This window comes from Halalkalibacter akibai JCM 9157 (assembly GCF_000513135.1).
Lineage (GTDB): Bacteria > Bacillota > Bacilli > Bacillales > Bacillaceae_D > Halalkalibacter > Halalkalibacter akibai.
In genome coordinates this window covers 55,262-76,592 of sequence record NZ_BAUV01000014.1, presented here as the reverse complement: position 1 = coordinate 76,592, position 21,331 = coordinate 55,262, and the positions used below count along the sequence as shown (strand labels likewise).

The following is a 21,331-nucleotide window of genomic DNA, read 5'->3' as shown; positions in this document are numbered from 1 at the left end:
CAATGTTAAGTATGATAGGGTTATTTGTTGCACTGGGGTTACTGATCTTTTTAACGATGAAAGGTGTAAATATCATTATCGCGGCTTTGATTTGCTCTGTTTTACTTGCTTTAACCGGAGGACTTGATTTGAACACAGCGATGACTGGTTTTTATATGGATGGTTTTACTGGGTATTTCGCTTCGTGGTTTTTAATCTTCTTACTTGGAGCCATCTTTGGAAAAGTCATGCAGGATACGAAATCAGCTGAATCAATTGCAGATTGGGTTAGTCGTACGCTAGGTCCGCAGTGGGCAGTGTTTGCGGTAGTTAGTGCATGTGCGATTATGACGTACGGTGGAGTAAGTTTGTTTGTTGTTGGATTTACTGTTTATCCGATTGCAGTCTCTTTATTCAGATTAGCTAATTATCCGCATCGTTTCATACCAGCTGCGCTAGTGTTCGGTTCTATCTCCTTTACGATGACATCACCTGGATCACCTGAAATTCAAAATTTAATTCCAACAGAATTTTTCGGCACAACACCAACTGCAGGTGGGTGGGTTGGGGTAGTAATGGGAGTGTTTATTGCAACAGTCGGTGGTTTATGGTTGCGCTTTCTAGTTAGAAAAGCAGTAGCAAATGGAGAAACGTTTGAATTACCAAAAGCAAGTCCGTTTTACTCAGCTGAAAAAGTTGATGAAATTGCCGCAACAACAGAGGAGAAAAAATTACCTAATGTTGTCTTTGCTATTCTTCCTCTTGCAATCGTTATCTTAGTTTTAAATATACTTTCATTTTATATGGCTCCGAAAACTGCAGCACTCGTTGCACTAGTGCTTGGTATCCTCTCAGTTTGGGGATTTAACTTTAAATTTGTCCAAGAGTATTGGAATTCTTTAGCTGTTGGAGCACAAAATTCATTGGTTGCTATTGCTAATACTTGTGCGGTTGTTGGTTTTGGTAGTGTAGCTGCTCAAGTGTCAGCGTTTGATACATTTATTAATGCTCTAGTGAATATTTCTGGACCGCCTTTACTTGGATTAGCTATCGGGGTAACGATTATTTGCGGCCTCACCGGTTCTGCTTCTGGTGGTTTAGGAATAGCATTACCATTATTAGCTCCTATTTACCTAGCGAAAGGAATAGATCCTGGTTCTATGCATCGTGTTTCTGCATTAGCATCTGGTGGTTTAGATTCCTTACCTCACAACGGTTATGTCGTAACAACGGTTAGGGCTATTTGCGGGGAAACGCACAAAAAAGCGTATTTACCCATTTTGTGTGTGAGTGTTATTTTGCCAACGATTGCGGTTATTTTAGCGATAGCTTTGTACTCAATATTCTAAATAAGATCATAAAAAAAGGAGTTTTTAATCATGACAGTTCAAACGAAAACAGTTCTTAGAAATTTTATTAATGGTGACTGGGTAGCTTCTAATTCTTCTGAATTTGAGATTGTCCCGAACCCTGCTACAGGAGGAGAAATTGCAAGAGTCCCTTTATCAACAAAGGAAGACGTTGATTTAGCTGTACAAACAGCAAAAGAAGCTTTTAAAACATGGAAAAAAACGCCGGTGCCAAAAAGAGCAAGAATTCTTTTTACTTACCACAAACTTTTGCAAGATAATTATGAGGAGCTTGCCAACTTAATCACTTTAGAAAATGGAAAGTGCTATGACGATGCTTACGGAGAAGTCCTACGTGGAATCGAGTGTGTAGAGTTTACTGCGGGGGCACCGAGCTTAATGATGGGAGATGTATTACCTGATATTGCAACAGGGATTGAATCCACGATGTATCGTTATCCAGTGGGTGTAGTAGGTGGTATTGCACCATTCAATTTCCCGATGATGGTTCCATGCTGGATGTTCCCGCTAGCAATCGCTTGTGGAAATACGTTCGTGTTAAAACCTTCTGAGAGAACACCATTACTTGCACAACGCTTAGTAGAGTTATTTACTGAAGCTGGATTGCCAAAAGGTGTGTTAAATCTAGTTCACGGAGCTCATGATGTAGTAAATGGATTACTTGAACATAAGAATGTAAACGCGATTTCGTTTGTTGGATCACAACCAGTTGCTGAATATGTTTATAAAACAGGGGCTAGTTATGGAAAGAGAGTTCAGGCGTTAGCTGGAGCTAAAAATCACTCTATTGTTCTTGCGGATTGTGATATGGAAAAAACCGTACAAGGCATTGTTGGAGGGGCGTTTGGAAGTGCTGGGCAACGTTGTATGGCAACATCAGTTGTAGTCGTTACAGAGGATATTGCCGATGAATTAATTTCTAAATTAACGGATGCAGCCGATCAATTAGTTCTTGGTGATGGTTGTGATAAATCTGTTAATCTAGGACCAGTTATCCGTCAGTCGCATCTAGATAAAGTGAATCAGGCGATTGAAGCGGGAATTCAACAAGGAGCTACGCTTATACGTGATGGACGTCAAGATGGTCAAGGGTTAGACGGTTATTTCTTAGGGGCAACTATTTTTGACCATGTTACAACGGGAATGGATATTTGGAAAGAGGAGATATTTGCTCCAGTTTTATCAATTGTAAGAGTTAAAGATTTAACGGAAGCGATAGAGGTGACAAATGAATCTGATTTCGGAAATGGATCTGTTCTTTATACAGATAGTGCAGCAGCTATTCGTCAATACCGTGAAGATATTGAGGTTGGAATGCTTGGAGTGAATGTAAATGTTCCGGCACCAATGGCGTTCTTCCCATTCTCAGGATGGAAGAATTCATTTTACGGTGATTTGCATGCCAACGGCAAGGACGGTGTTAACTTTTACACAAGAAGAAAGATGCTAACGGCTCGTTACTAATTTAATTAAAGTTTGTTCGCAAATTACTTAACTCTATACATTATTAAAGGGATAGCCCATAAGGTAAAAAACCTTTTTGGGCTACCCCTTTTTATATTAGTTGTTCCAATTTTGTAATCGTGAAACTCGATCTTGATGTTCGTCTTGATATTTTTGTTGTTTGACAATTTGTTCAAGTTCTTTCCCGCTATATTTACGTTTTTTTACTGTAATTGTAAAAAGAATAAAATGAAATGTCATTGTTAATGCCTCCTAATCCATTTTTGTAATTAGTCAGGTGAGGCCTTTCACCTGTTCGTACCAACCTTGCAACATTAAGCCTTTTAGAAAAATCATGTTATTACCTCCTTGTGTGTTATTTTTAATTGTTTAGTTCATAAATTTGTGTACTTGTTGATCGTGATATTCTTGTAGTTTCTGTTGTCGTACTAAACGTTCTAATTGTTCGCCAGTGTACTCACGTTTTTTTATTGAAATCGTGAAAAGTAAAAACGTAAAAGTCATGTTAAAATCACCACCTTTCATTAAGAAATTTAGAAAACAAACCCAATCCCAAATATTGTAAGTGGAAATGGACACAAAAAAGCACAGGGAAACGGGTCCCTGTGATAGTAGACGTTTATATATAAAGTCACAGGGGTTACGTTCTCCTGTGCTTGAAGTGATCTCAATTAATTACTTTTTGAGCGATTGACTAGTAAGCACTGAACGTAATAAATATGAAGTTAATGGATTTTTTAATGTCGTTTTTAACATAATGTTCAGCCTCCTAGATTCATAAATTTGTTTTCTTAAGGAATTATATCCAAAGTTTGGCAAAAAGTAAATGGGATTTGTGAATTTTTTTTGATTTTTTTCAAAAGTCCATTGACAAAATTTTCTGTTATGTGTTCGAGGAATTTGGTTTCATTGAATTTATTCTTAGTTTTGATATTGTAGATATACTATAAAATTATTTAGCTACGAGTGAATCGTACTGAACATGGTTTCTATTGCTTACTTTGTGGTAAGATAATCCATGTAAATAATATGAACGAGTTTATCTATTTTTTGGAAGGATGAGGAGAGAACTGAAATGACTAACCAATTAGATGTATTACAGGCGCTTAGGCAAACGCGTCATGATTGGTTGAACGTTATGCAGTTAATAAAAGGAAACTTAGCACTGAAACGTTATGATCGAATCGAAGAGATCATTCATCAGGTGACCCAACAATCGATCTGTGAAAGTAAGATTTCAGAAATACAAGCACCAAGTGTTGTGTATTTTCTATTAACGTATAATTGGTTCAGCAACAATATAAAGTTAGAGCTTGATGTAGCTGGAGAGGTTTTTTCACTTGAAAACAAAGAAGTACAACTTTTGCGATTATGTGAAGAAATTACGGAGAAACTAACTAATGATTGTACGATAGATACTGAGAACAATTTACTCATTACATTTTTATTTACTGAAGAATATTGTGAGGTTACCTTTGATTTTCAAGGGGCTTTGCAGAAAAAAGTAGATTGGCAACGATTTAAATTGGAAAGGGAGTCAATTGTGAACCTTGTTGAATGGAATGAACAGGAATGTGTTCTTGTAGCAAGATTTGCGAGAAGCTGAGGTGAAGAAGAAATGTTTGTTGATAAAGTCAAAATATATGTTAAAGGGGGAGACGGCGGTAATGGCCAAGTTTCCTTCCGAAGAGAAAAATATGTTCCAGATGGTGGACCTGCTGGAGGAGATGGCGGAAGAGGTTCAAGTGTTGTTTTTGAAGTAGAGGAAGGACTGCGCACTTTAATGGACTTCCGCTATAAGCGCCATTTCAAAGCACCGCGTGGTGAACATGGACGTCCTAAAAATCAGCATGGTAAAAATGCAGAAGATATGATCGTTAAAGTCCCGCCTGGTACAACCGTCATTGACGATCAATCTGGACAAGTCATAGCAGACTTAACTGAGCATGGTCAAAGAGCGGTTATTGCAAGGGGGGGGCGTGGTGGACGTGGAAATACTCGTTTTGCTACGCCTGTTAACCCTGCACCAGAAATTGCTGAAAATGGAGAGCCAGGTCAAGAGAGAGACGTTATTTTAGAATTGAAAGTATTGGCTGATGTTGGCTTAGTAGGTTTTCCTAGTGTTGGTAAATCAACGCTACTTTCTGTTGTTTCAGCGGCTAAACCAAAAATTGCTGACTATCATTTCACTACTATTACTCCAAACCTTGGTGTAGTTGAAACCGATGATAATCGCAGTTTCGTTATGGCTGACTTGCCAGGATTAATTGAGGGCGCTCATGCAGGAGTTGGACTAGGTCATCAATTTTTAAGACATATCGAACGGACGAGAGTCATTGTCCATGTTATTGATATGTCAGCGTTAGAAGGAAGAGATCCTTACGAAGATTATCTGTTAATTAATGAAGAGTTAAAACAGTATAACCTACGTCTGATGGAACGACCACAAGTGATTGTTGCTAATAAAATGGATATGCCTGAATCAGAAGAGAACTTAAAACTGTTCAAAGAGAAATTTAAGGATGACTACCCAATTTTCCCAATTTCAGCTATCACAAAACAAGGATTACGTGATCTACTCCTAACGATTGCTGATAAAATTGAAGAAACTCCTGAATTTCCACTTCATGAAGAAGTTGAGGACACAACACGTGTTATCTATCGTCATGAAAAACAAGAGACTCCGTTTGTCATAACGAGAGACGACGACGGAACATTCGTTTTATCAGGAGCACCATTAGAAAAACTATTTAAAATGACTGATTTCTCACGCGAAGAATCAATCAAACGTTTCGCAAGACAAATGCGCGGAATGGGTATTGACGACGCCCTAAGAGAAAGAGGAGCAAAAGACGGAGACCTAGTCAGAATCATGAAATTCGAATTCGAATTTATTGACTAGGTTTAAAGCCAAAAGGTGATTTTCCTTTTGGCTTTAAACCGTTGCAATGAGCGAAACCGCTGCAAGCTCTTAAGCCTTTTATAAGCGAACTTCTTATAAAAGGCGCGCAGCGAGAGAAGCCATTGCAAAGATGTTCGCACTTATTAAGGTTAAAGAGTGAAGATCTTTGAGAAAATGATGCATGAATTGAAAAGCCAAAAGGTGATTTTCCTTTTGGCTTTAAACCGTTGCAATGAGCGTTTGAACATGTGTGGACACCAAATACCTTATTCCTGAAAAAACAACTCTTTTGGCAGGCTTAGAGGACCCAGAAGCTCTTATTGCCTGAAAATCACTAAAATATGATTCCATATTAGATGAATAGAGCTCTACAGTCCTCTCCCATCTAAAAAATAACCTATTTAACTAATATAAGGGCTCTGGTGTCCGTTCATCTCAGCAATCCCGTCCGACATTGCCTTCCGAATCCTCATAAACTCGCCGCATTTCATACACCACAAAAAAATGCAAACTGTCTCTTACGAAGGGACAAATTTTCATTGTTAGTAGACAATTTTGTGAAGAGTTGTTGTCAAAAAGTTTCGTCAATTCTATAATGGGAGGATAAGTGCAACTAGAAAGAGGTGAATAAACTATGACAACAAGGAAATCATTTTATTTAGTAAGAGAAGATATGCTGACAGACGCAATGGAGAAAACGCTAGCTGCCAAAGAGCTACTTGACTCAGGAAAAGTGAAGAAAATAAATGAGGCTGTTAATATTGTGGGATTGAGTCGTAGTGCATTTTATAAATATAAAGACGGAATATTTCCTTTTCATACAATGGTTAGAGAGAAGATTATTACGCTATCTATTATTTTAGTCGATAGATCTGGTTCTTTATCTCAGCTTTTAAGTAAGGTAGCTGAGACGGGTGCAAATGTGCTAACTATTAACCAAACGATTCCTTTACAAGGAAGAGCTCATATGACGATATCCATTGACACATCACCGATGAAATTAGATTTAGATGCTTTAATGGACTGGCTTGAGGAGTTAGATGCAGTTAAAAAAGTCGAGATAGTTGGAACGGGCTCATAACTTTATGTTTCAAAGCTAAACGACAAAATAATAATGAGCTAGAATTTGATGATGGACTAGGAGGAGAAGGTTAGAGATGAAGATTGGTTATTTAGGGCCAAAAGGTACGTTTACAGAAATGGCTGCAAAAGGACTTTTTGAAAAAGGGGAGTTTATACCTTTTCGCACCATTCCATCTTGTATGGATGCAGTTAAAGCAGGCAAAGTGGATGTAGCAGTTGTTCCAATTGAAAATGCGATTGAAGGCTCTGTGAATATGACTCTTGATTATTTAATTCATAAGCAGAGACTGCCTATAGTGGGGGGAATTACGGTTCCAATTGAGCAGCACTTACTTGTTCATCCAAACAGAGTGGACATAAAGACGATAGATAAAATTGTCTCCCATCCTCACGCGATTGCGCAGTGTCATGATTTCCTTTTAAAACAATATCCAGATGCTGAATGGGAATACATGAATTCAACCGGAGCTGCGGCTGACTTTGTTCATAACCATCCTGAACTTAGTGTTGCCGCTATAGCGAATGAGCTCGCTGCAAAGGAATACGGTTTAAACATTACTCATTCGAACATACATGATTTCTCTAATAATAAAACAAGCTTTGTAGTATTAAGCAATCAGCCTGTTCAAGTCAATTCAGTTGAATCAAAACGTACAGAGGATAAGACGATGTTAATGGTTACTTTACCAGCGGATTATTCAGGAGCATTGCATCAAGTTTTATCTGCTTTTGCTTGGAGAAAATTAAATCTTACTAAAATTGAATCGCGGCCTACCAAAACAGGACTTGGTAACTATTTCTTTATTATTGATATAGAAGGGTTAATGGATGATGTTCTAATTCCTGGGGCCATGTCTGAAATAAAAGCACTTGGATGCGGGGTAGAGCTTCTTGGAAGTTTTCCGGTCTACTCATTTCAAAAAAATGTGGCAAAAATAAAATAAGAATGACTCAAAGGCTATTCAAACTTTTGAGTCATTCTAAAAACAATGTTCTAAATAAAAACGTGCAGCGTGCGGAGCCATTGCTGTTCTTTTTATTTTCCTTTTACAGCATTAATCATTAAGAATAAATCCTTTATGATCTAGTGCTTGAATAGCTTGATTGAGTTGATCATTAGAGTCTGCTTCAATCACATGTAAATGAACACCGTCCGTTAATTCGGATAGAAGGGTTGCCTTTGTTTTTTCTACATTGTGACAAAATGCTTCTACATCATGGCGAGTAGATAACATGAGTGAAGCAGTGATTTCACCATAAATAGCGTGTTCAACCATAACTTGTTTAACGGTAACTCCGTGATCTACCAAAATGAACAGTTCTTCTTTTGTTTCTTCAGGTGAATGTTTACAAGCAATAATACGACTGACTTTAGGTGTGAAGTTGGTCTTAACTAGCATGTATCCTTGAGCCGTTGCGATAATTGGGTGTTTTCTAGCTTTCAAAATAGAGATATCTTGGACAATTACTTGTCGGCTTACATTTGTTCGTTTTGCCAATTCACCTCCAGTTAAAGGAGAATCATTCACTGAAAGCCATTTAATAATTAATTCTCTCCGTTCATCCCCAAGAACTTTTTTTCCTTCATTCATAGTTTTTTAGTCTCCTTTATAAGTAATAACAATTTGCTTTAGTGTATCAATGAGTTTATTTATGTCTGCTTTTTTCGTGTAGCGACCAAAAGTAATTCGAACGAGCTCATGTGCTTCTTCTATGCTTCGTCCAATGCTTAACATCGTGTTTGATGGTTTGGTGTCACCTACACGGCAAGCTGATCCCGTTGAGACAGCTAGTCCATTACGGTTACAGTCTAACATAACTAGCTGACCTTCTACTCCTTTGATTCTTAGACAAATATGAAAAGGCAATCTTTTAGTTGGATGACCTTCAAAGATAAATCTAGAATCAGAAGAAAAGGAATCTACGACCATTTGACGGTATTGTCTAAATTTTACCATATCATCTTTGGCGATTGGCCAGTATTCTTCAGCAGCCGCTGCAAAAGCCGCGATGCTAGGGACATCAACCGTTCCAGCTCTAAATCCCATTTCATGAGTAGTCCCTTGAAGGAAAGGTGTCCAATGAGTTTGTTTATTAATATAAGCTGCACCTACTCCTTTTGGTCCATACAGTTTATGAGCAGAAAAAGTAGCGCTTGTTAATAATGAAGTGGGTATATCAAGTTTACCGAATGTCTGAACGCAATCACTATGAAAAAGGATTCCTTCTTCATTTAATATATGGCCAAGCTCGCTTAGATTCTGAACGGTTCCTATTTCACTGTTTGCATGTGCAATTGAAACCAAAATAGTATCAGCAGTTATAGTTGAGCGTAGTGTTTCTTCAGTTACCTGTCCGAACTGATTAACCGGTAAATAAATAATGTTAAATCCATGTTCTTGTAAGTACATCATAGTTTGGTGTACAGAATGGTGTTCACCTTCTGTTGTAATGATGGTTCTACCCTTATGTTCACGAGAAAAAGCTAGACTTGTTAGCGCTAAAAAAGTTGCCTCTGAACCAGAACCTGTAAAATATATTTCATCTCGTTGAACAGATAGCAAATCAGCAATTGATTGTCTGCTAAGTGTAAGAACGTCATCGCTTTCTAAACCTTGCCGATGTATACTCCGACTATTTGCAAAAAAATCAGTAGCTACGCGGTTGTACGTTTCTAAAGCATACGAGGACATCGGTGTGGTTGCACTATAGTCAAAGTAAATCATAGTTTTCCTCCTAATAAAAACCAATAATTTCCCTATTTAAACATAAAAAATCGCTTGTCACAACTCTTATTTTATGTGAAGATAGGTGACAAGACAACTGTAAAATTCATGGGGGGATGATAATGGCTGATCAAACAGTTGATGTTATTGTCATTGGCAGTGGGATTGCAGGATTAATGACAGCTCACTTGTTAGCTGACCAATTAAATGTGATTGTTATCACAAAGTCGGGAGTTGAAGTCAGTAATTCTAGCTGGGCTCAGGGGGGCATGGCCGCAGCTCTTGGGACAGAAGATAATTGGCAGAAGCATTTTGCTGATACGATTAATGCAGGTCAAGATCATCATAATTACAGCCATACCGAGATTCTTGTGAAAAAAGCACCTGAGATAGTGAAAACATTAATAGATCTAGGGGTTCCTTTTGATAGGATGCAAGATGGAAATTTATCACTTGGGATGGAAGGCGCTCACCAACAAAGGCGAATTGTTCATGCAAATGGAGATAAAACTGGAGAGGCTTTTACAAAGGCTTTAATAAAAGCGGTACGAGATAGGGTGACGATACTCGATCATACGGAAGTACATCAGCTTGTAAAAAGCAATAATCGTATTGTCGGTGTAGAGATTCATAATAAGCAAACCGTATATGCTAGAACAACTGTTTTAGCAACTGGAGGTTTAGGTCAACTTTATACACATACATCGAATGTACCAGAAGCGACGGGTGATGGTTTTGCACTTGCTTACCGAGCTGGTGCAGTGCTTCGTGATATGGAATTTATTCAATTTCATCCAACCTTGTTAACGAATGAGCAAATGACCTTTGGATTAATTAGTGAAGCGGTCCGTGGAGAAGGCGCAACATTAGTTGATGAGAGTGGATTAAGAATCATGGCAGAACATCCTTTAAAAGAATTAGCCTCAAGGGACGTTGTGAGTAGAGAAATCCACCGTGCACTCGAGGCGGGAAGGAAAGTATACCTAGATTGCAGTGGAATTACGAATTTTCAATCTAAATTCCCTGGTCTGTCGGCTCGATGTAAGCAGTTGGGGATTAATGTTAAAGATAAACCCCTATCTGTTGCTCCAGGAGCGCATTTCATTAGTGGCGGTGTGCAAACAGATCAATTCGGCCGAACTAATCTTGAAGGCCTTTACGCTGTTGGTGAAGTAGCTTGTACTGGAGTCCATGGTGCAAATCGTTTAGCTAGCAACTCGTTATTAGAAGGACTTGTGTTTGCCGAACAAGTAGCTAAAGATATCCTCGCTAATAAAGCAAAGTTATTAGTTCCAGTTTTAGTTAAAGAGAAAAGGGAGAAAGAAGAACTGTTGCTTCAATTACCGAGTAAAGATGAGATCAAAAGACAAATGACAAGGTTTGTTGGGATCGAAAGAAGTTTAGATGGACTTAACCAAATGAAAAAGTGGTTAGAGCCATTTGTAAATACAGCCAAATATGTGCGTTCTTCTGATACAAAGGTGGAAATAGAAAGCAAGAATATGGTTCTCGTTGCTTGGTTGATTACAAACGCTGCTCTGATGCGAACGGAGAGCCGTGGTGGGCATTACAGAGCAGATTTTCCTGAACGCAACGATTCTAGATGGTTTCACCACTATCTATCTTTAACGATGGACACAGGAATTTCTGTGCAAGTAGAAAAAGATCATAAGATAGCAATGAATAGCCTTTAGGAGGAATAAACTTGAACAAACTTATTGTAAAAGAAAAGCTTGAACACTTTTTTAAAGAAGATCTAGGAGAATTAGATATTACGACCGCATCGTCCATTATGGGAAACGCAAGCGGAAAAGCTTTTCTAAAAGCCAAAGAAGATGGAGTTATGGCAGGCGCTGAGCTATTGTCGATTGGCTATCAAATTATTAATCCTTCTATCAGAGTTCATGTGTTAATAAAAGACGGTGTTGCTTTTAACAAGGGAGACATTATTGCTCGCTTTGAAGGAAATATTCAAGATTTACTAGCAGGGGAAAGAGTGCTGTTAAATCTTCTTCAGCGGATGTCTGGTGTAGCAACTATGACTCAAAAAGCGATTAAGCAATTAGACGATTCATCTATTCGGATTTGTGACACAAGAAAGACGACTCCTGGATTACGAATCTTTGAAAAATACGCGGTTCGTTGTGGGGGAGGTTTTAATCATCGTCGTAGTTTAAGTGATGCGGTCTTGTTAAAAGAAAACCATCTATTAGCCTGTGGAGGAATTCAGAAAGCTGTGAGGACAGTCCGAAATGAAGTTGGACATATGGTGAAAATTGAAGTGGAAACGACAAATGAACAAGAAGTGTTAGAAGCTGTAAACGCGAATGTAGATGTGATCATGTTTGACAATGCAACACCTCAAGAAATCAAACATTACGTTAACCTAGTACCGAAAACAATTGTGACGGAAGCTTCAGGAGGCATTAATTTAGAATCTCTTCCTTCATTCAAAGATTGTGGCGTTCATTATATTTCATTAGGTTGTTTAACGCATTCAGTAAAATCAACAGATATAAGTTTTTTACTTGAGGAGGAAATGTAATGAAATTTCTTGACAAAGTAGCAACGATTGACCGACTACCTGAAAAATATAGAGAAATGACAACAGAAGAAAAACGAGCTAGAATTCTTGAGATTAAACAACAGCTTGGTTCCAAATTATTTATACCTGGACATCATTATCAACGAGATGAAGTTATTGAGTTTGCTGATGCGACAGGTGACTCTTTACAGTTGGCTCAATTGTCAAAGGACAACCGTGATGCAGAGTATATTGTATTCTGTGGTGTTCATTTCATGGCTGAAACGGCTGATATGTTAACAACGAATGAACAGCATGTTATCTTACCTGACTTAAAAGCCGGCTGTTCGATGGCAGACATGGCAGATATCGAGCAAACTGAACATGCCTGGGTTGAGTTACAAAAAATGTACGGAGATACGATCCTACCCTTAACTTATGTGAACAGTACAGCCGCCATCAAAGCGTTCTGTGGAAGGAACGGTGGAGCTACTGTTACTTCTTCAAATGCTAAGTCTATGGTTGAATGGGCGTTCACGCAAAAACAAAGACTGCTTTTTTTACCTGATCAACATTTAGGGCGGAATACAGCTTATGATCTTGGTATTGAATTACACGAGATGGGTATCTGGGATCCGATTGCTCAAAAACTGGTGTGTGATGGTCCTGTAGAAGAGATAAAAGTCATCCTCTGGAAAGGCCACTGCTCCGTTCATGAGAAGTTTACAGTCGAGCAAATAGAACAATTAAGAAAGCAGTCTCCAGAGACGAACATTATCGTTCATCCAGAATGTACGTTTGAAGTTGTTCAAGCGGCTGATTTAAATGGTTCTACTCATTATATTATCGAAACAATTCGAAAAGCTGAACCTGGTACGGCCTGGGCTGTTGGAACTGAAATGAATTTAGTTAATCGTTTAGCTCAGCAATTCCCTGATAAAGAAGTCTTTTCATTAAATCCGACGATGTGTCCATGCCTTACTATGAATCGGATTGATTTAGATCATTTACTCTGGTCATTGGAGGAGCTCATAGAAGGAAATCTGCATTATCCTATCACTGTAGATCAAATGACGACAAAAGAAGCAAATTTAGCTCTACAAAGAATGCTGGATCGTCCAAATTAATGTTTAAATCAAATACTTTCTAACCCATCCATAAAACGATGGGTTTTTTCATGTAAGTAGGCATAAACCTATTTTTTTAGACATAAGCTGTGCTGAGAACCCTTGCATTACTAGTCTTCTCCCTATTTCGATTAATTATGACGATGAAAGATGGCGTGTCAAAACGCCTAAAGGCACATAGGATGTAAAGAACGGTATGAGGAGGGAATGTTAACGTGAAGATTCATATTGTACAAAAAGGTGATACTCTTTGGAAATTAGCTGAGAAGTACGGAGTGGATTTCGAACAGTTGAAAGCTGCTAATGCACAATTATCCAATCCGGATATGATTATGCCGGGGATGAAGATAAAAATTCCTACAGGTAGTGTTCCTGTGAAAAAAGAAGCTCAAGTAGTAAAAGAACAACCGAAAAAAGAAGCGCAAGTTGCTCCGGTGCAACCAAAAGAACAACCTAAAATGGAAATGCCACAAATGCCTCATGTTGAGATGCCGATGATGCCTCAAATGAAGCAGCCAGTTAAAAAGAAAATTGATGTAAATACGTATCAAACTAATGTGAATTTCTATCAGCCACAACAGCCACAGGTGAAACCTAAACCAAAAATGCCGACCGTTCAAAAACCACCTGTAAAAGCTAAAGCTGAGACAAAAAAGGAAATGCCTAAACCGAAGGAACAATTAAAACCAATTAAAAAGGAAACATACGAACCAAAACACTATGCACCCAAAAAACACTATACACCTAAACAACAACCAATGCCGCCGCAAATGCAACCAATAATGCAACCACAACAGCCGACACAAAAGCAGCCTGTTATGCAACCACAACAGCCTATGCCGCAAATGCAACCAGATTATATGCAGGTAAGCCCGTTAATGCCAGGATGCGGACCAGCTCAACCATTTGGTATGCAACCGCAACAAATGCCGTGTCCACCATATCAGCAGCAACAACAAATGCCGTTTTATCCTAACCAACAACTTGGGCAACAAGTACCTACAGGTCAACAACCATACATGCAGCAATTTCCGCAACAGCATCAACCAACACAACATCAATCACAGCATCATCAACAACAGCCCATGATGCCTCCATCCTTTGGTCAAGATCAAATGCCTATGCCGTTTTATCCTAGCCATATGCCGATGCAACAAGGGATGCCGCATCAACCATCATTTAATGGATCAGATTGTTGTGGACCAACTCAACCAATAACGTATGGTCCAAATGGTCAGATGATGCCAATGCAAGATCAATTTTACATGCAAGGATATCATGAATCAGATGATTATGATGATTATGATGATTAAGGTGTAGACATTGATCATATAAATAGTGAGAACCTATAAGGGCTTAAAACCTTATAGGTTCTTTTGGATTTGGAATACTAACCAAGAACAACCAGTGTAAAGCTCCTTCTTAAAAGCCATGATAATTGGTGAAAGGGGGAGAAAACAAATGAAAAAAATTGCAATGTCAGTCGCAGCTGCAACGATGCTATTAGGTGGTCTTGCAGGATGTGGTGCAGATAACCAAGCTACAGATATGGGTGCTAATCAGTATCAAACAGGTACAACTGCTCAAGATATGCGAGGCGGTGGCGCTACTACAGGTCGTCATCAAGGTGAAGGTCCATTAACAGATATGATGACTCGCGATAATGGTCGCGGCACAACAGGTTTAGGTACTGGACAAGGAACAACAGGACTAGGTACTGACCGTCATACAGCTCATGGCACAAACCGTGCTACTGGTGGACAAGGTACTGGCCAAGGAGCAGGTGTTGGTACTCAAGCACGTGGTGGTTTATTTGGAGGCCAAGGTCAAGCAGGTCAAGGTGGCTTTTTAGGAGGCCAAGGTCGAACTGGCCAAACAGGTCAAGGTGGCTTTTTCAATGGAGGTAATGCTGGCCGTACGGAGCAAGGCATTACTGGTCAAGGTGTAACTGGTAGAACTACCATTAATGGTGTAGGTCAAAATACAGGTCAAGGACGTGCTGGTGGTTTCTTCGGTTTAGGTCAAGATAACCAAAATCAAGGTCAAACACGTACTCACTTAAACAATTACAATACTCGTGACAATCAAGGACTGTTTGGAACTCAAGGTCGTGGTGGTACTGGTATGTTTGGTGGCCAAGGCACAACTGGAACAGAACGAGCTGGTTTAACTGGTGGAAATCGCCCTGGTATGGTGGATGAAGATGGTATTTTACGTGGTAGAGCAAGAGGTGGTGCAGGTGCGTTAGGTACAACACCTGGACATCAACGTCAAGGTCACGGAGCAATGAATTTAGAAGGACGTGATCGCGGCACAGCTAATCGAGGGACTGGTTTAGGTACTACAGGTCATGGGAACCGTACGGGTGTTCAACATGATCAAGGTCATACTGGAGCACAAGGGACAGTAAACTACCATAAAGATTACGACGGACAAACGGTTCAACGTATGGTAGATCAAATTGAAGAAGTTGATGGTGTTGATGAAGCACGAGTTATCATCCATGATGACGACGTGGTAATTGGGATCACAGCTGATGATGATATTGACGGTGTAAAACGTAATGTTGAACGTTCTGCAAAAAGATTAGCTGATGGGAAAAATGTTCGTGTTGTAACTGATAACGATGCAGTGGGAAGAATCCGTACAATGGATAATACTCTACGCACAGGTACAGCATTTGATGAAATCGGAGCAACATTTACAGATATGCTTGGCGACTTAGGTCGAGCAGCACAACGTCCATTTGAACGTTCACGTTAAGTTTCTAGCAGTAGGGATTAAATCCCTACTGCTTTTTTCAGTTTGCCCTCCTTTTACATATTGCCGCAGGAAAGTGCCTAGAAAAAAATTAAAAATTAACAAAGTCTTAGGAGAAGCTTTTTAAAAATACGAATGATAAATTCCAGTTTTGGGCAACATTAACCTAACAATGGTAGTAACCTTTTAATTATTTTTACTGATGGTGGTGAAGAGCTGATGAAGCAATTCCAACAAATTCAGCAAAGCGTTCTATTCTTATGCTTTTCTGTTCTCTTTATAAGTGCAGGATTTATGGTGTGGAATGCGAACGTTATTGAAGGAAGTCAAGAGACTACAGAACAGAATAGCCATATCGAAGCTGTTTCAGTCATGAGTCCTAAACAAGTTGATGTTATTTTAGAGCGGGTTTATTTAGATGGAGAGACGAGTCAAGAAGTAGTTCATGAGACGATTTGGTCGACTGAGGACTTTTGGGCCTTTTATGAAGAGTGGGTTTTAGTGGATCAGAATGAATCAGAAATGATATTCCGGAAGAATATTGATGACATTTCACCTTTATTAAAAATGAATGGATATTTCGGAATAACGGAGGAAGGAATTCTTTCGATTTATGAAGGAGTACCAACAAAAGATCGAGTCATTCAATCCTTCTTTCAATTAGATACAAGCAAATTAAAAAGCCAACAGCACCTTGATCTCATGAATGGAATTCCTGTTCAAGACTTAAAAAATTACGAAGAGGTATTACAAGTACTTGGACAATATAAATCCCAGCAAATGTAACAAGAGAGTGACTCTTTGTTTAGTCTCCCGACCATAAGAGGGACTACTTACGAGTCACTCTTTCTTTTTGTTTAGCTCTTTTCACACGCCTTTTGTTTTAAACTAACGAGTTCTTTCTGTTTATGCTAAAATAGAAATAAATGTTCGTATGTAGAGAGGAAGAATGACTTGATTGAATTTGTTAAAGGTACTTTGGTGGATATAAACACACAATATGTTGTGATAGATCATAATGGACTGGGCTATCAAGTGTTTTGTCCAAATCCGTACAGTTACTCAAGCTATTTAGAGCAAGATGTAATGGTGTATACATTCCACTATGTAAGAGAAGATTTAATCCGCTTATACGGATTTCAAACAAAAGACGAGAGAGCTTTATTTGAAAAATTATTAAATGTCTCAGGAATTGGACCTAAGGGAGCTTTAGCAATTTTAGCTTCAGGACAACCAGAGCACGTAGTTCATGCTATAGAGGAAGAAGATGAATCATATTTAGTGAAATTCCCAGGTGTAGGGAAAAAAACAGCTCGTCAAATTATTCTTGACCTTAAAGGAAAGCTAGGTGACTTTGCACCGAATTTGTTTAAACCAGAAGTGATTGCTATTTCACAGAAAACAACGGAAAATAAGCAGTTAGAAGAAGCAATGGAAGCATTAAGTGCTTTAGGTTATGTGGAAAAAGAGCTCAAAAAAGTTCGACCTCATTTAAAAGAGGAAAATTTGACGACAGATGCTTATATTAAAAAGGCTCTTCAATTAATGTTAAAAGGCTAAAAGGAGGTGATCCCTGTGGAAGAACGAATGATCTCAGCTGAAGCTCATGGGTTGGAAGACTCCATTGACCAGTCCATTCGTCCGCTGAAGCTTGAACAATATATTGGACAAGAGAAAGTAAAAAAAAATCTTTCTATATTTATGGAAGCTGCCAAAATGCGAGAGGAATGTTTGGATCATGTTCTCTTATATGGTCCTCCAGGTTTAGGAAAAACCACACTGTCGGGAATAATTGCAGCTGAAATGGGGGTTCAAATGCGGACGACCTCTGGGCCAGCGATTGAACGACCAGGTGATTTAGCAGCTATCCTTACATCTTTAGAACCTGGAGACGTCCTTTTTATTGATGAAATACATAGGCTAAATCGCATGGTGGAAGAAGTTCTATACCCAGCAATGGAGGATTTCTGTCTTGATATTGTTATTGGAAAAGGCCCTACGGCAAGATCAGTTAGGTTAGATTTACCACCATTTACGTTAGTAGGGGCAACAACAAGAGCTGGCATGTTATCAGCACCTTTAAGAGATCGATTTGGAGTACTTGCGCGATTAGAGTATTATACTGAGGCAGAATTGGCTATTATAGTTAGTAGGACTGCTGATATTTTTCAGACGAGCATTGATGATGATGCTGCGGGGGAAATAGCAAGACGTTCTAGAGGGACTCCTCGTATTGCCAATCGACTACTAAGACGTGTACGTGATTTTGCTCAAGTTAAAGGGGATGGAACGATTACTCTAACGTTAGCTCAAAATGCTCTTAGAGATTTACAAGTAGACGCCCTTGGTCTTGATCATATTGATCATAAATTATTATTTGGGATGATTGAGAAATATCGTGGTGGGCCGGTTGGACTTGAAACCATATCTGCAACAATTGGTGAAGAACCTGATACGATTGAAGATGTTTATGAACCTTATTTATTGCAAATTGGATTTATCCAACGTACGCCGAGAGGAAGGGTTGTAACAGCTGCCTGTTATCAGCATTTTAATTTGGAGGTTCCGAATTAATGAGTTCTTTTCCAAAAATGTTAATTATTATTGGCATACTCTTTATTCTAGTTGGAATTGTCTGGTTTGCGATTGGACGCTATATTCCACTTGGGAAACTACCTGGTGATATTTTAATTAAACGTGAAAATACGACTTTCTATTTTCCTTTAATGACGAGTATCATCGTTAGCGTAATATTATCATTAGTGTTTTTTATAATCGGACGGTTCAGGTAACAGTTGCAAGGGGTTCCTGGATTCGATATGATAATCAAGATATGTTAAGCAGGCAATTATTTTGACTTAAAAAGGTGAATTAAACATGAATGTAGAAGATTTTGATTTTTACTTACCAGAAGAGTTAATTGCTCAGACGCCGCTTCCAGATAGGACGGCGTCTCGTTTGCTTGTTCTTGACCGCGAGACTGGTGAAACGAAAGACCTCGAATTTGTTTCAATCATTGATGAATTAAAAGCGGGAGATTGCTTAGTCTTAAATGATACCCGTGTCCTGCCAGCTAGGTTATACGGAACAAAAGAGGAAACAGGAGCTAGTATTGAAGTACTTCTGATTAAACAAACAGAGGGGAATGAGTGGGAGACCCTTGTAAAGCCGGCCAAAAGAGTTAAAAAAGGAACCATCATTTCTTTTGGAGATGGAAAATTAATCGCAGAATGTATAGGTGAGGCTGATCATGGCGGTAGGGTGTTGAGAATGAAGTACGAAGGGATTTTTCATGAGATTTTAGATGAACTTGGCGAAATGCCACTTCCTCCGTATATTAAAGAAACGTTACCTGATCAGGAGCGATATCAAACCGTTTTTGCCAAAAATAGAGGTTCTGCTGCTGCTCCGACTGCAGGTTTACATTTTACCACTGAGCTTCTTGAAAAAATTAAAGAAAAAGGTGTGCAGATTGCATTTATTACTTTACATGTAGGGATTGGGACATTCAGACCTGTTAGTGTCGATAATGTAGAGGAGCATGAAATGCATGCAGAGTTTTATCAAATGAATGAGGAAACCGCCCGTTTACTACAATCAGTGAAAGAAAATGGTGGTCGAGTTGTTGCAGTAGGAACAACATCTGCAAGGACACTAGAAACAATTGTAAGTGACCATGGGAGTTATAAAGAAGCTTCAGGTTGGACTTCCATCTTCATTTATCCGGGTTATGAAGTTAAAGGTTTTGATGCTTTGCTTACTAATTTTCATTTACCGAAATCTACGCTTGTCATGCTTGTTAGTGCCGTTGCTGGGAAAGAACATGTCATGAACGCTTATAAACACGCAGTTGAACAGAAATATCGCTTCTTTAGTTTTGGAGATGCGATGCTGATCCGCTAAGGAGGAAGACAATGACAGCTATTACTTATGAACACATTAAAACGTGTAAACAATCTGGAGCGAGGCTTGGGAAAGTTCATACTCCTCATGGCACGTTTGAAACACCTATTTTTATGCCAGTAGGAACATTAGCAACTGTTAAAACAATGAGTCCTGAAGACTTAAAAGATATGAATGCTCAAATTATTTTGAGTAATACGTATCATCTATGGTTAAGACCAGGCCATGATATCATTCAAGAAGCTGGTGGGTTGCATAAATTTATGAACTGGGATAAACCCATTTTAACGGATTCTGGTGGATTTCAGGTCTTTAGTTTGAGTGACTTGCGTAAGATTGAAGAAGAGGGTGTCCACTTCCGAAATCACTTAAATGGGGATAAATTATTTTTAAGCCCTGAAAAGGCGATGCAAATTCAAAATGCTTTAGGCTCGGATATTATGATGGCCTTTGATGAATGTCCACCGTACCCAGCTGAACATGACTATATGAAGAAGTCTGTTGAACGTACTAGTCGTTGGGCAGAGCGTTGTCTTTCTGCTCATGAGCGACCTGCTGATCAAGGGTTATTTGGTATCGTTCAAGGTGGAGAATACGAAGATCTAAGAAAGCAAAGTGCTGAAGATCTCGTCTCACTTGATTTTCCTGGGTATGCAGTTGGAGGTCTTTCTGTTGGGGAACCGAAACATGTGATGAATCGAGTACTTGAATTTACTACACCTCATCTACCTGTTAATAAACCAAGATACTTAATGGGAGTTGGTTCTCCAGATGCTTTAATTGATGGTGCAATCAGAGGGATCGACATGTTTGATTGTGTACTACCTACAAGAATAGCGAGAAATGGGACGCTTATGACGAGTACAGGAAGATTAGTCGTTCGGAATGCCAAATACGCTCGAGACTTTAGACCACTTGATGAAAATTGTGATTGCCACGTTTGTCAAAACTACAGCAGAGCTTATATTCGTCATTTAGTAAAATGTGAAGAAACGTTCGGATTTAGACTTACCTCTTATCATAACCTGTATTTCCTGTTAAAATTAATGGAACAGGTTAGACAAGCTATACGAGAAGATCGTTTGCTTGATTTTAGAGAAGAGTTTTTTGAGCAATATGGCTTTAACAAACCTAATGCAAAAAACTTCTAATAAGTGACGCGTTTATAGCTACTCACTTACTTTTTATTAATGAAAGGGGGGATAAAGATGGAGATTTTTGGAACGTTACTTCCACTTATTTTAATGTTTGCTATTTTTTACTTCTTACTCATTCGTCCACAACAAAAGAAGCAAAAAGCAATCCGTGAAATGCATAACGCATTAAAACGCGGAGATAAAATCATTACAATCGGTGGTATCCACGGTACGATTGATTCAGTTGACGACGATGTTATGGTGATTCTTGTAAACGATAACCGCAAGCTAACATTTGATCGTGCAGCTGTAAGGGAAGTTGTAAACCCAGATTGATTTACATAAAAAAGAGCGCAG

Annotated in this window: 22 protein-coding genes; 18 read left to right on the top strand and 4 right to left on the bottom strand. The window is 38.8% G+C overall.

What is annotated here, in order from left to right:
- The first annotated feature begins 2 nt into the window (after positions 1-2).
- Positions 3-1,328, top strand: coding sequence for a GntP family permease (locus tag JCM9157_RS10065; RefSeq protein WP_035664366.1), 1,326 nt, complete (start codon positions 3-5; stop codon positions 1,326-1,328).
- A gap of 30 nt (positions 1,329-1,358) precedes the next feature.
- Positions 1,359-2,813 carry a CoA-acylating methylmalonate-semialdehyde dehydrogenase gene (locus JCM9157_RS10060; protein WP_035664365.1) on the top strand — a complete coding sequence of 485 codons (1,455 nt, stop codon included), beginning with the start codon at positions 1,359-1,361 and terminating at the stop codon, positions 2,811-2,813.
- 96 nt (positions 2,814-2,909) lie between these two features.
- Here the strand turns inward: JCM9157_RS10060 and JCM9157_RS23950 are convergent, their stop codons facing one another.
- Positions 2,910-3,053, bottom strand: coding sequence for a YrzI family small protein (locus JCM9157_RS23950; protein WP_081734127.1), 144 nt, complete (start codon positions 3,051-3,053; stop codon positions 2,910-2,912).
- Between the two features lie 129 nt (positions 3,054-3,182).
- On the bottom strand, positions 3,183-3,317 hold the full coding sequence (locus tag JCM9157_RS23945) for a YrzI family small protein (RefSeq protein WP_148296846.1): 135 nt from the start codon (positions 3,315-3,317) through the stop codon (positions 3,183-3,185).
- 571 nt (positions 3,318-3,888) lie between these two features.
- On the opposite strand from JCM9157_RS23945, the gene JCM9157_RS23355 reads away from it, so the two are divergent.
- The 4 genes from JCM9157_RS23355 to pheA all read left to right on the top strand — a co-directional run bounded on the left by JCM9157_RS23355 (position 3,889) and on the right by pheA (position 7,742).
- Positions 3,889-4,419 (top strand): Spo0B C-terminal domain-containing protein, encoded by a 531-nt coding sequence (locus JCM9157_RS23355; protein WP_052013062.1) that lies wholly within the window; start codon positions 3,889-3,891, stop codon positions 4,417-4,419.
- A gap of 12 nt (positions 4,420-4,431) precedes the next feature.
- Entirely contained in the window at positions 4,432-5,715 is a 1,284-nt protein-coding gene (gene obgE, locus JCM9157_RS10050; protein WP_035664363.1) for a GTPase ObgE, read from the top strand.
- 634 nt (positions 5,716-6,349) lie between these two features.
- Positions 6,350-6,796 (top strand): transcriptional regulator ThrR, encoded by a 447-nt coding sequence (gene thrR / locus JCM9157_RS10045; protein WP_035664361.1) that lies wholly within the window; start codon positions 6,350-6,352, stop codon positions 6,794-6,796.
- Positions 6,797-6,872: 76 nt separating this feature from the next.
- The gene (gene pheA / locus JCM9157_RS10040; RefSeq protein WP_035664358.1) at positions 6,873-7,742 is read left to right on the top strand and encodes a prephenate dehydratase; all 870 of its coding nucleotides are present in this window, start codon (positions 6,873-6,875) and stop codon (positions 7,740-7,742) included.
- Between the two features lie 111 nt (positions 7,743-7,853).
- Here pheA and JCM9157_RS10035 read toward each other — a convergent pair whose 3' ends face one another.
- Both JCM9157_RS10035 and JCM9157_RS10030 read right to left on the bottom strand, forming a co-directional pair.
- Positions 7,854-8,390 carry a transcription repressor NadR gene (locus JCM9157_RS10035; protein ID WP_035664356.1) on the bottom strand — a complete coding sequence of 179 codons (537 nt, stop codon included), beginning with the start codon at positions 8,388-8,390 and terminating at the stop codon, positions 7,854-7,856.
- 6 nt (positions 8,391-8,396) lie between these two features.
- Positions 8,397-9,524 (bottom strand): IscS subfamily cysteine desulfurase, encoded by a 1,128-nt coding sequence (locus tag JCM9157_RS10030; protein WP_035664353.1) that lies wholly within the window; start codon positions 9,522-9,524, stop codon positions 8,397-8,399.
- A 122-nt stretch (positions 9,525-9,646) separates the two neighbouring features.
- Here JCM9157_RS10030 and nadB point away from each other — a divergent pair, with 122 nt between their 5' ends.
- The 12 genes from nadB (at position 9,647) to yajC (ending at position 21,310) form a co-directional block, all read left to right on the top strand.
- Entirely contained in the window at positions 9,647-11,218 is a 1,572-nt protein-coding gene (gene nadB, locus JCM9157_RS10025; protein WP_052013061.1) for an L-aspartate oxidase, read from the top strand.
- Positions 11,219-11,229: 11 nt separating this feature from the next.
- Entirely contained in the window at positions 11,230-12,069 is an 840-nt protein-coding gene (nadC, locus tag JCM9157_RS10020; RefSeq protein ID WP_035664351.1) for a carboxylating nicotinate-nucleotide diphosphorylase, read from the top strand.
- On the top strand, positions 12,069-13,175 hold the full coding sequence (nadA, locus tag JCM9157_RS10015) for a quinolinate synthase NadA (RefSeq protein WP_035664349.1): 1,107 nt from the start codon (positions 12,069-12,071) through the stop codon (positions 13,173-13,175). Before nadC ends, nadA begins: the two co-directional genes overlap by 1 nt.
- A 215-nt stretch (positions 13,176-13,390) precedes the next feature.
- The gene (gene safA / locus JCM9157_RS25000) at positions 13,391-14,488 is read left to right on the top strand and encodes a SafA/ExsA family spore coat assembly protein (protein ID WP_052013060.1); all 1,098 of its coding nucleotides are present in this window, start codon (positions 13,391-13,393) and stop codon (positions 14,486-14,488) included.
- A gap of 148 nt (positions 14,489-14,636) precedes the next feature.
- Positions 14,637-15,938, top strand: coding sequence for a YhcN/YlaJ family sporulation lipoprotein (locus JCM9157_RS10005; protein WP_035664347.1), 1,302 nt, complete (start codon positions 14,637-14,639; stop codon positions 15,936-15,938).
- Positions 15,939-16,154: 216 nt separating this feature from the next.
- Entirely contained in the window at positions 16,155-16,721 is a 567-nt protein-coding gene (locus JCM9157_RS10000) for an intercompartmental signaling factor BofC (RefSeq protein WP_035664345.1), read from the top strand.
- Positions 16,722-16,889: 168 nt separating this feature from the next.
- Complete coding sequence (ruvA, locus tag JCM9157_RS09995; protein WP_035664342.1) at positions 16,890-17,495, top strand: Holliday junction branch migration protein RuvA; 606 nt, start codon at positions 16,890-16,892, stop codon at positions 17,493-17,495.
- 15 nt (positions 17,496-17,510) lie between these two features.
- Positions 17,511-18,509 carry a Holliday junction branch migration DNA helicase RuvB gene (gene ruvB, locus JCM9157_RS09990; RefSeq protein WP_035664340.1) on the top strand — a complete coding sequence of 333 codons (999 nt, stop codon included), beginning with the start codon at positions 17,511-17,513 and terminating at the stop codon, positions 18,507-18,509.
- Positions 18,509-18,727, top strand: a complete 219-nt coding sequence (locus JCM9157_RS09985) for a DUF2905 domain-containing protein (RefSeq protein ID WP_035664338.1) — start codon at positions 18,509-18,511, stop codon at positions 18,725-18,727. Before ruvB ends, JCM9157_RS09985 begins: the two co-directional genes overlap by 1 nt.
- Positions 18,728-18,812: 85 nt before the next feature.
- Positions 18,813-19,838, top strand: a complete 1,026-nt coding sequence (queA, locus tag JCM9157_RS09980) for a tRNA preQ1(34) S-adenosylmethionine ribosyltransferase-isomerase QueA (protein ID WP_035664337.1) — start codon at positions 18,813-18,815, stop codon at positions 19,836-19,838.
- Between the two features lie 11 nt (positions 19,839-19,849).
- A complete protein-coding gene (gene tgt / locus JCM9157_RS09975; protein WP_035664336.1) occupies positions 19,850-20,989 on the top strand; it encodes a tRNA guanosine(34) transglycosylase Tgt in 1,140 nt (379 codons plus the stop codon).
- A 57-nt stretch (positions 20,990-21,046) separates the two neighbouring features.
- On the top strand, positions 21,047-21,310 hold the full coding sequence (yajC, locus tag JCM9157_RS09970; protein WP_035664335.1) for a preprotein translocase subunit YajC: 264 nt from the start codon (positions 21,047-21,049) through the stop codon (positions 21,308-21,310).
- Positions 21,311-21,331 lie beyond the last annotated feature (21 nt).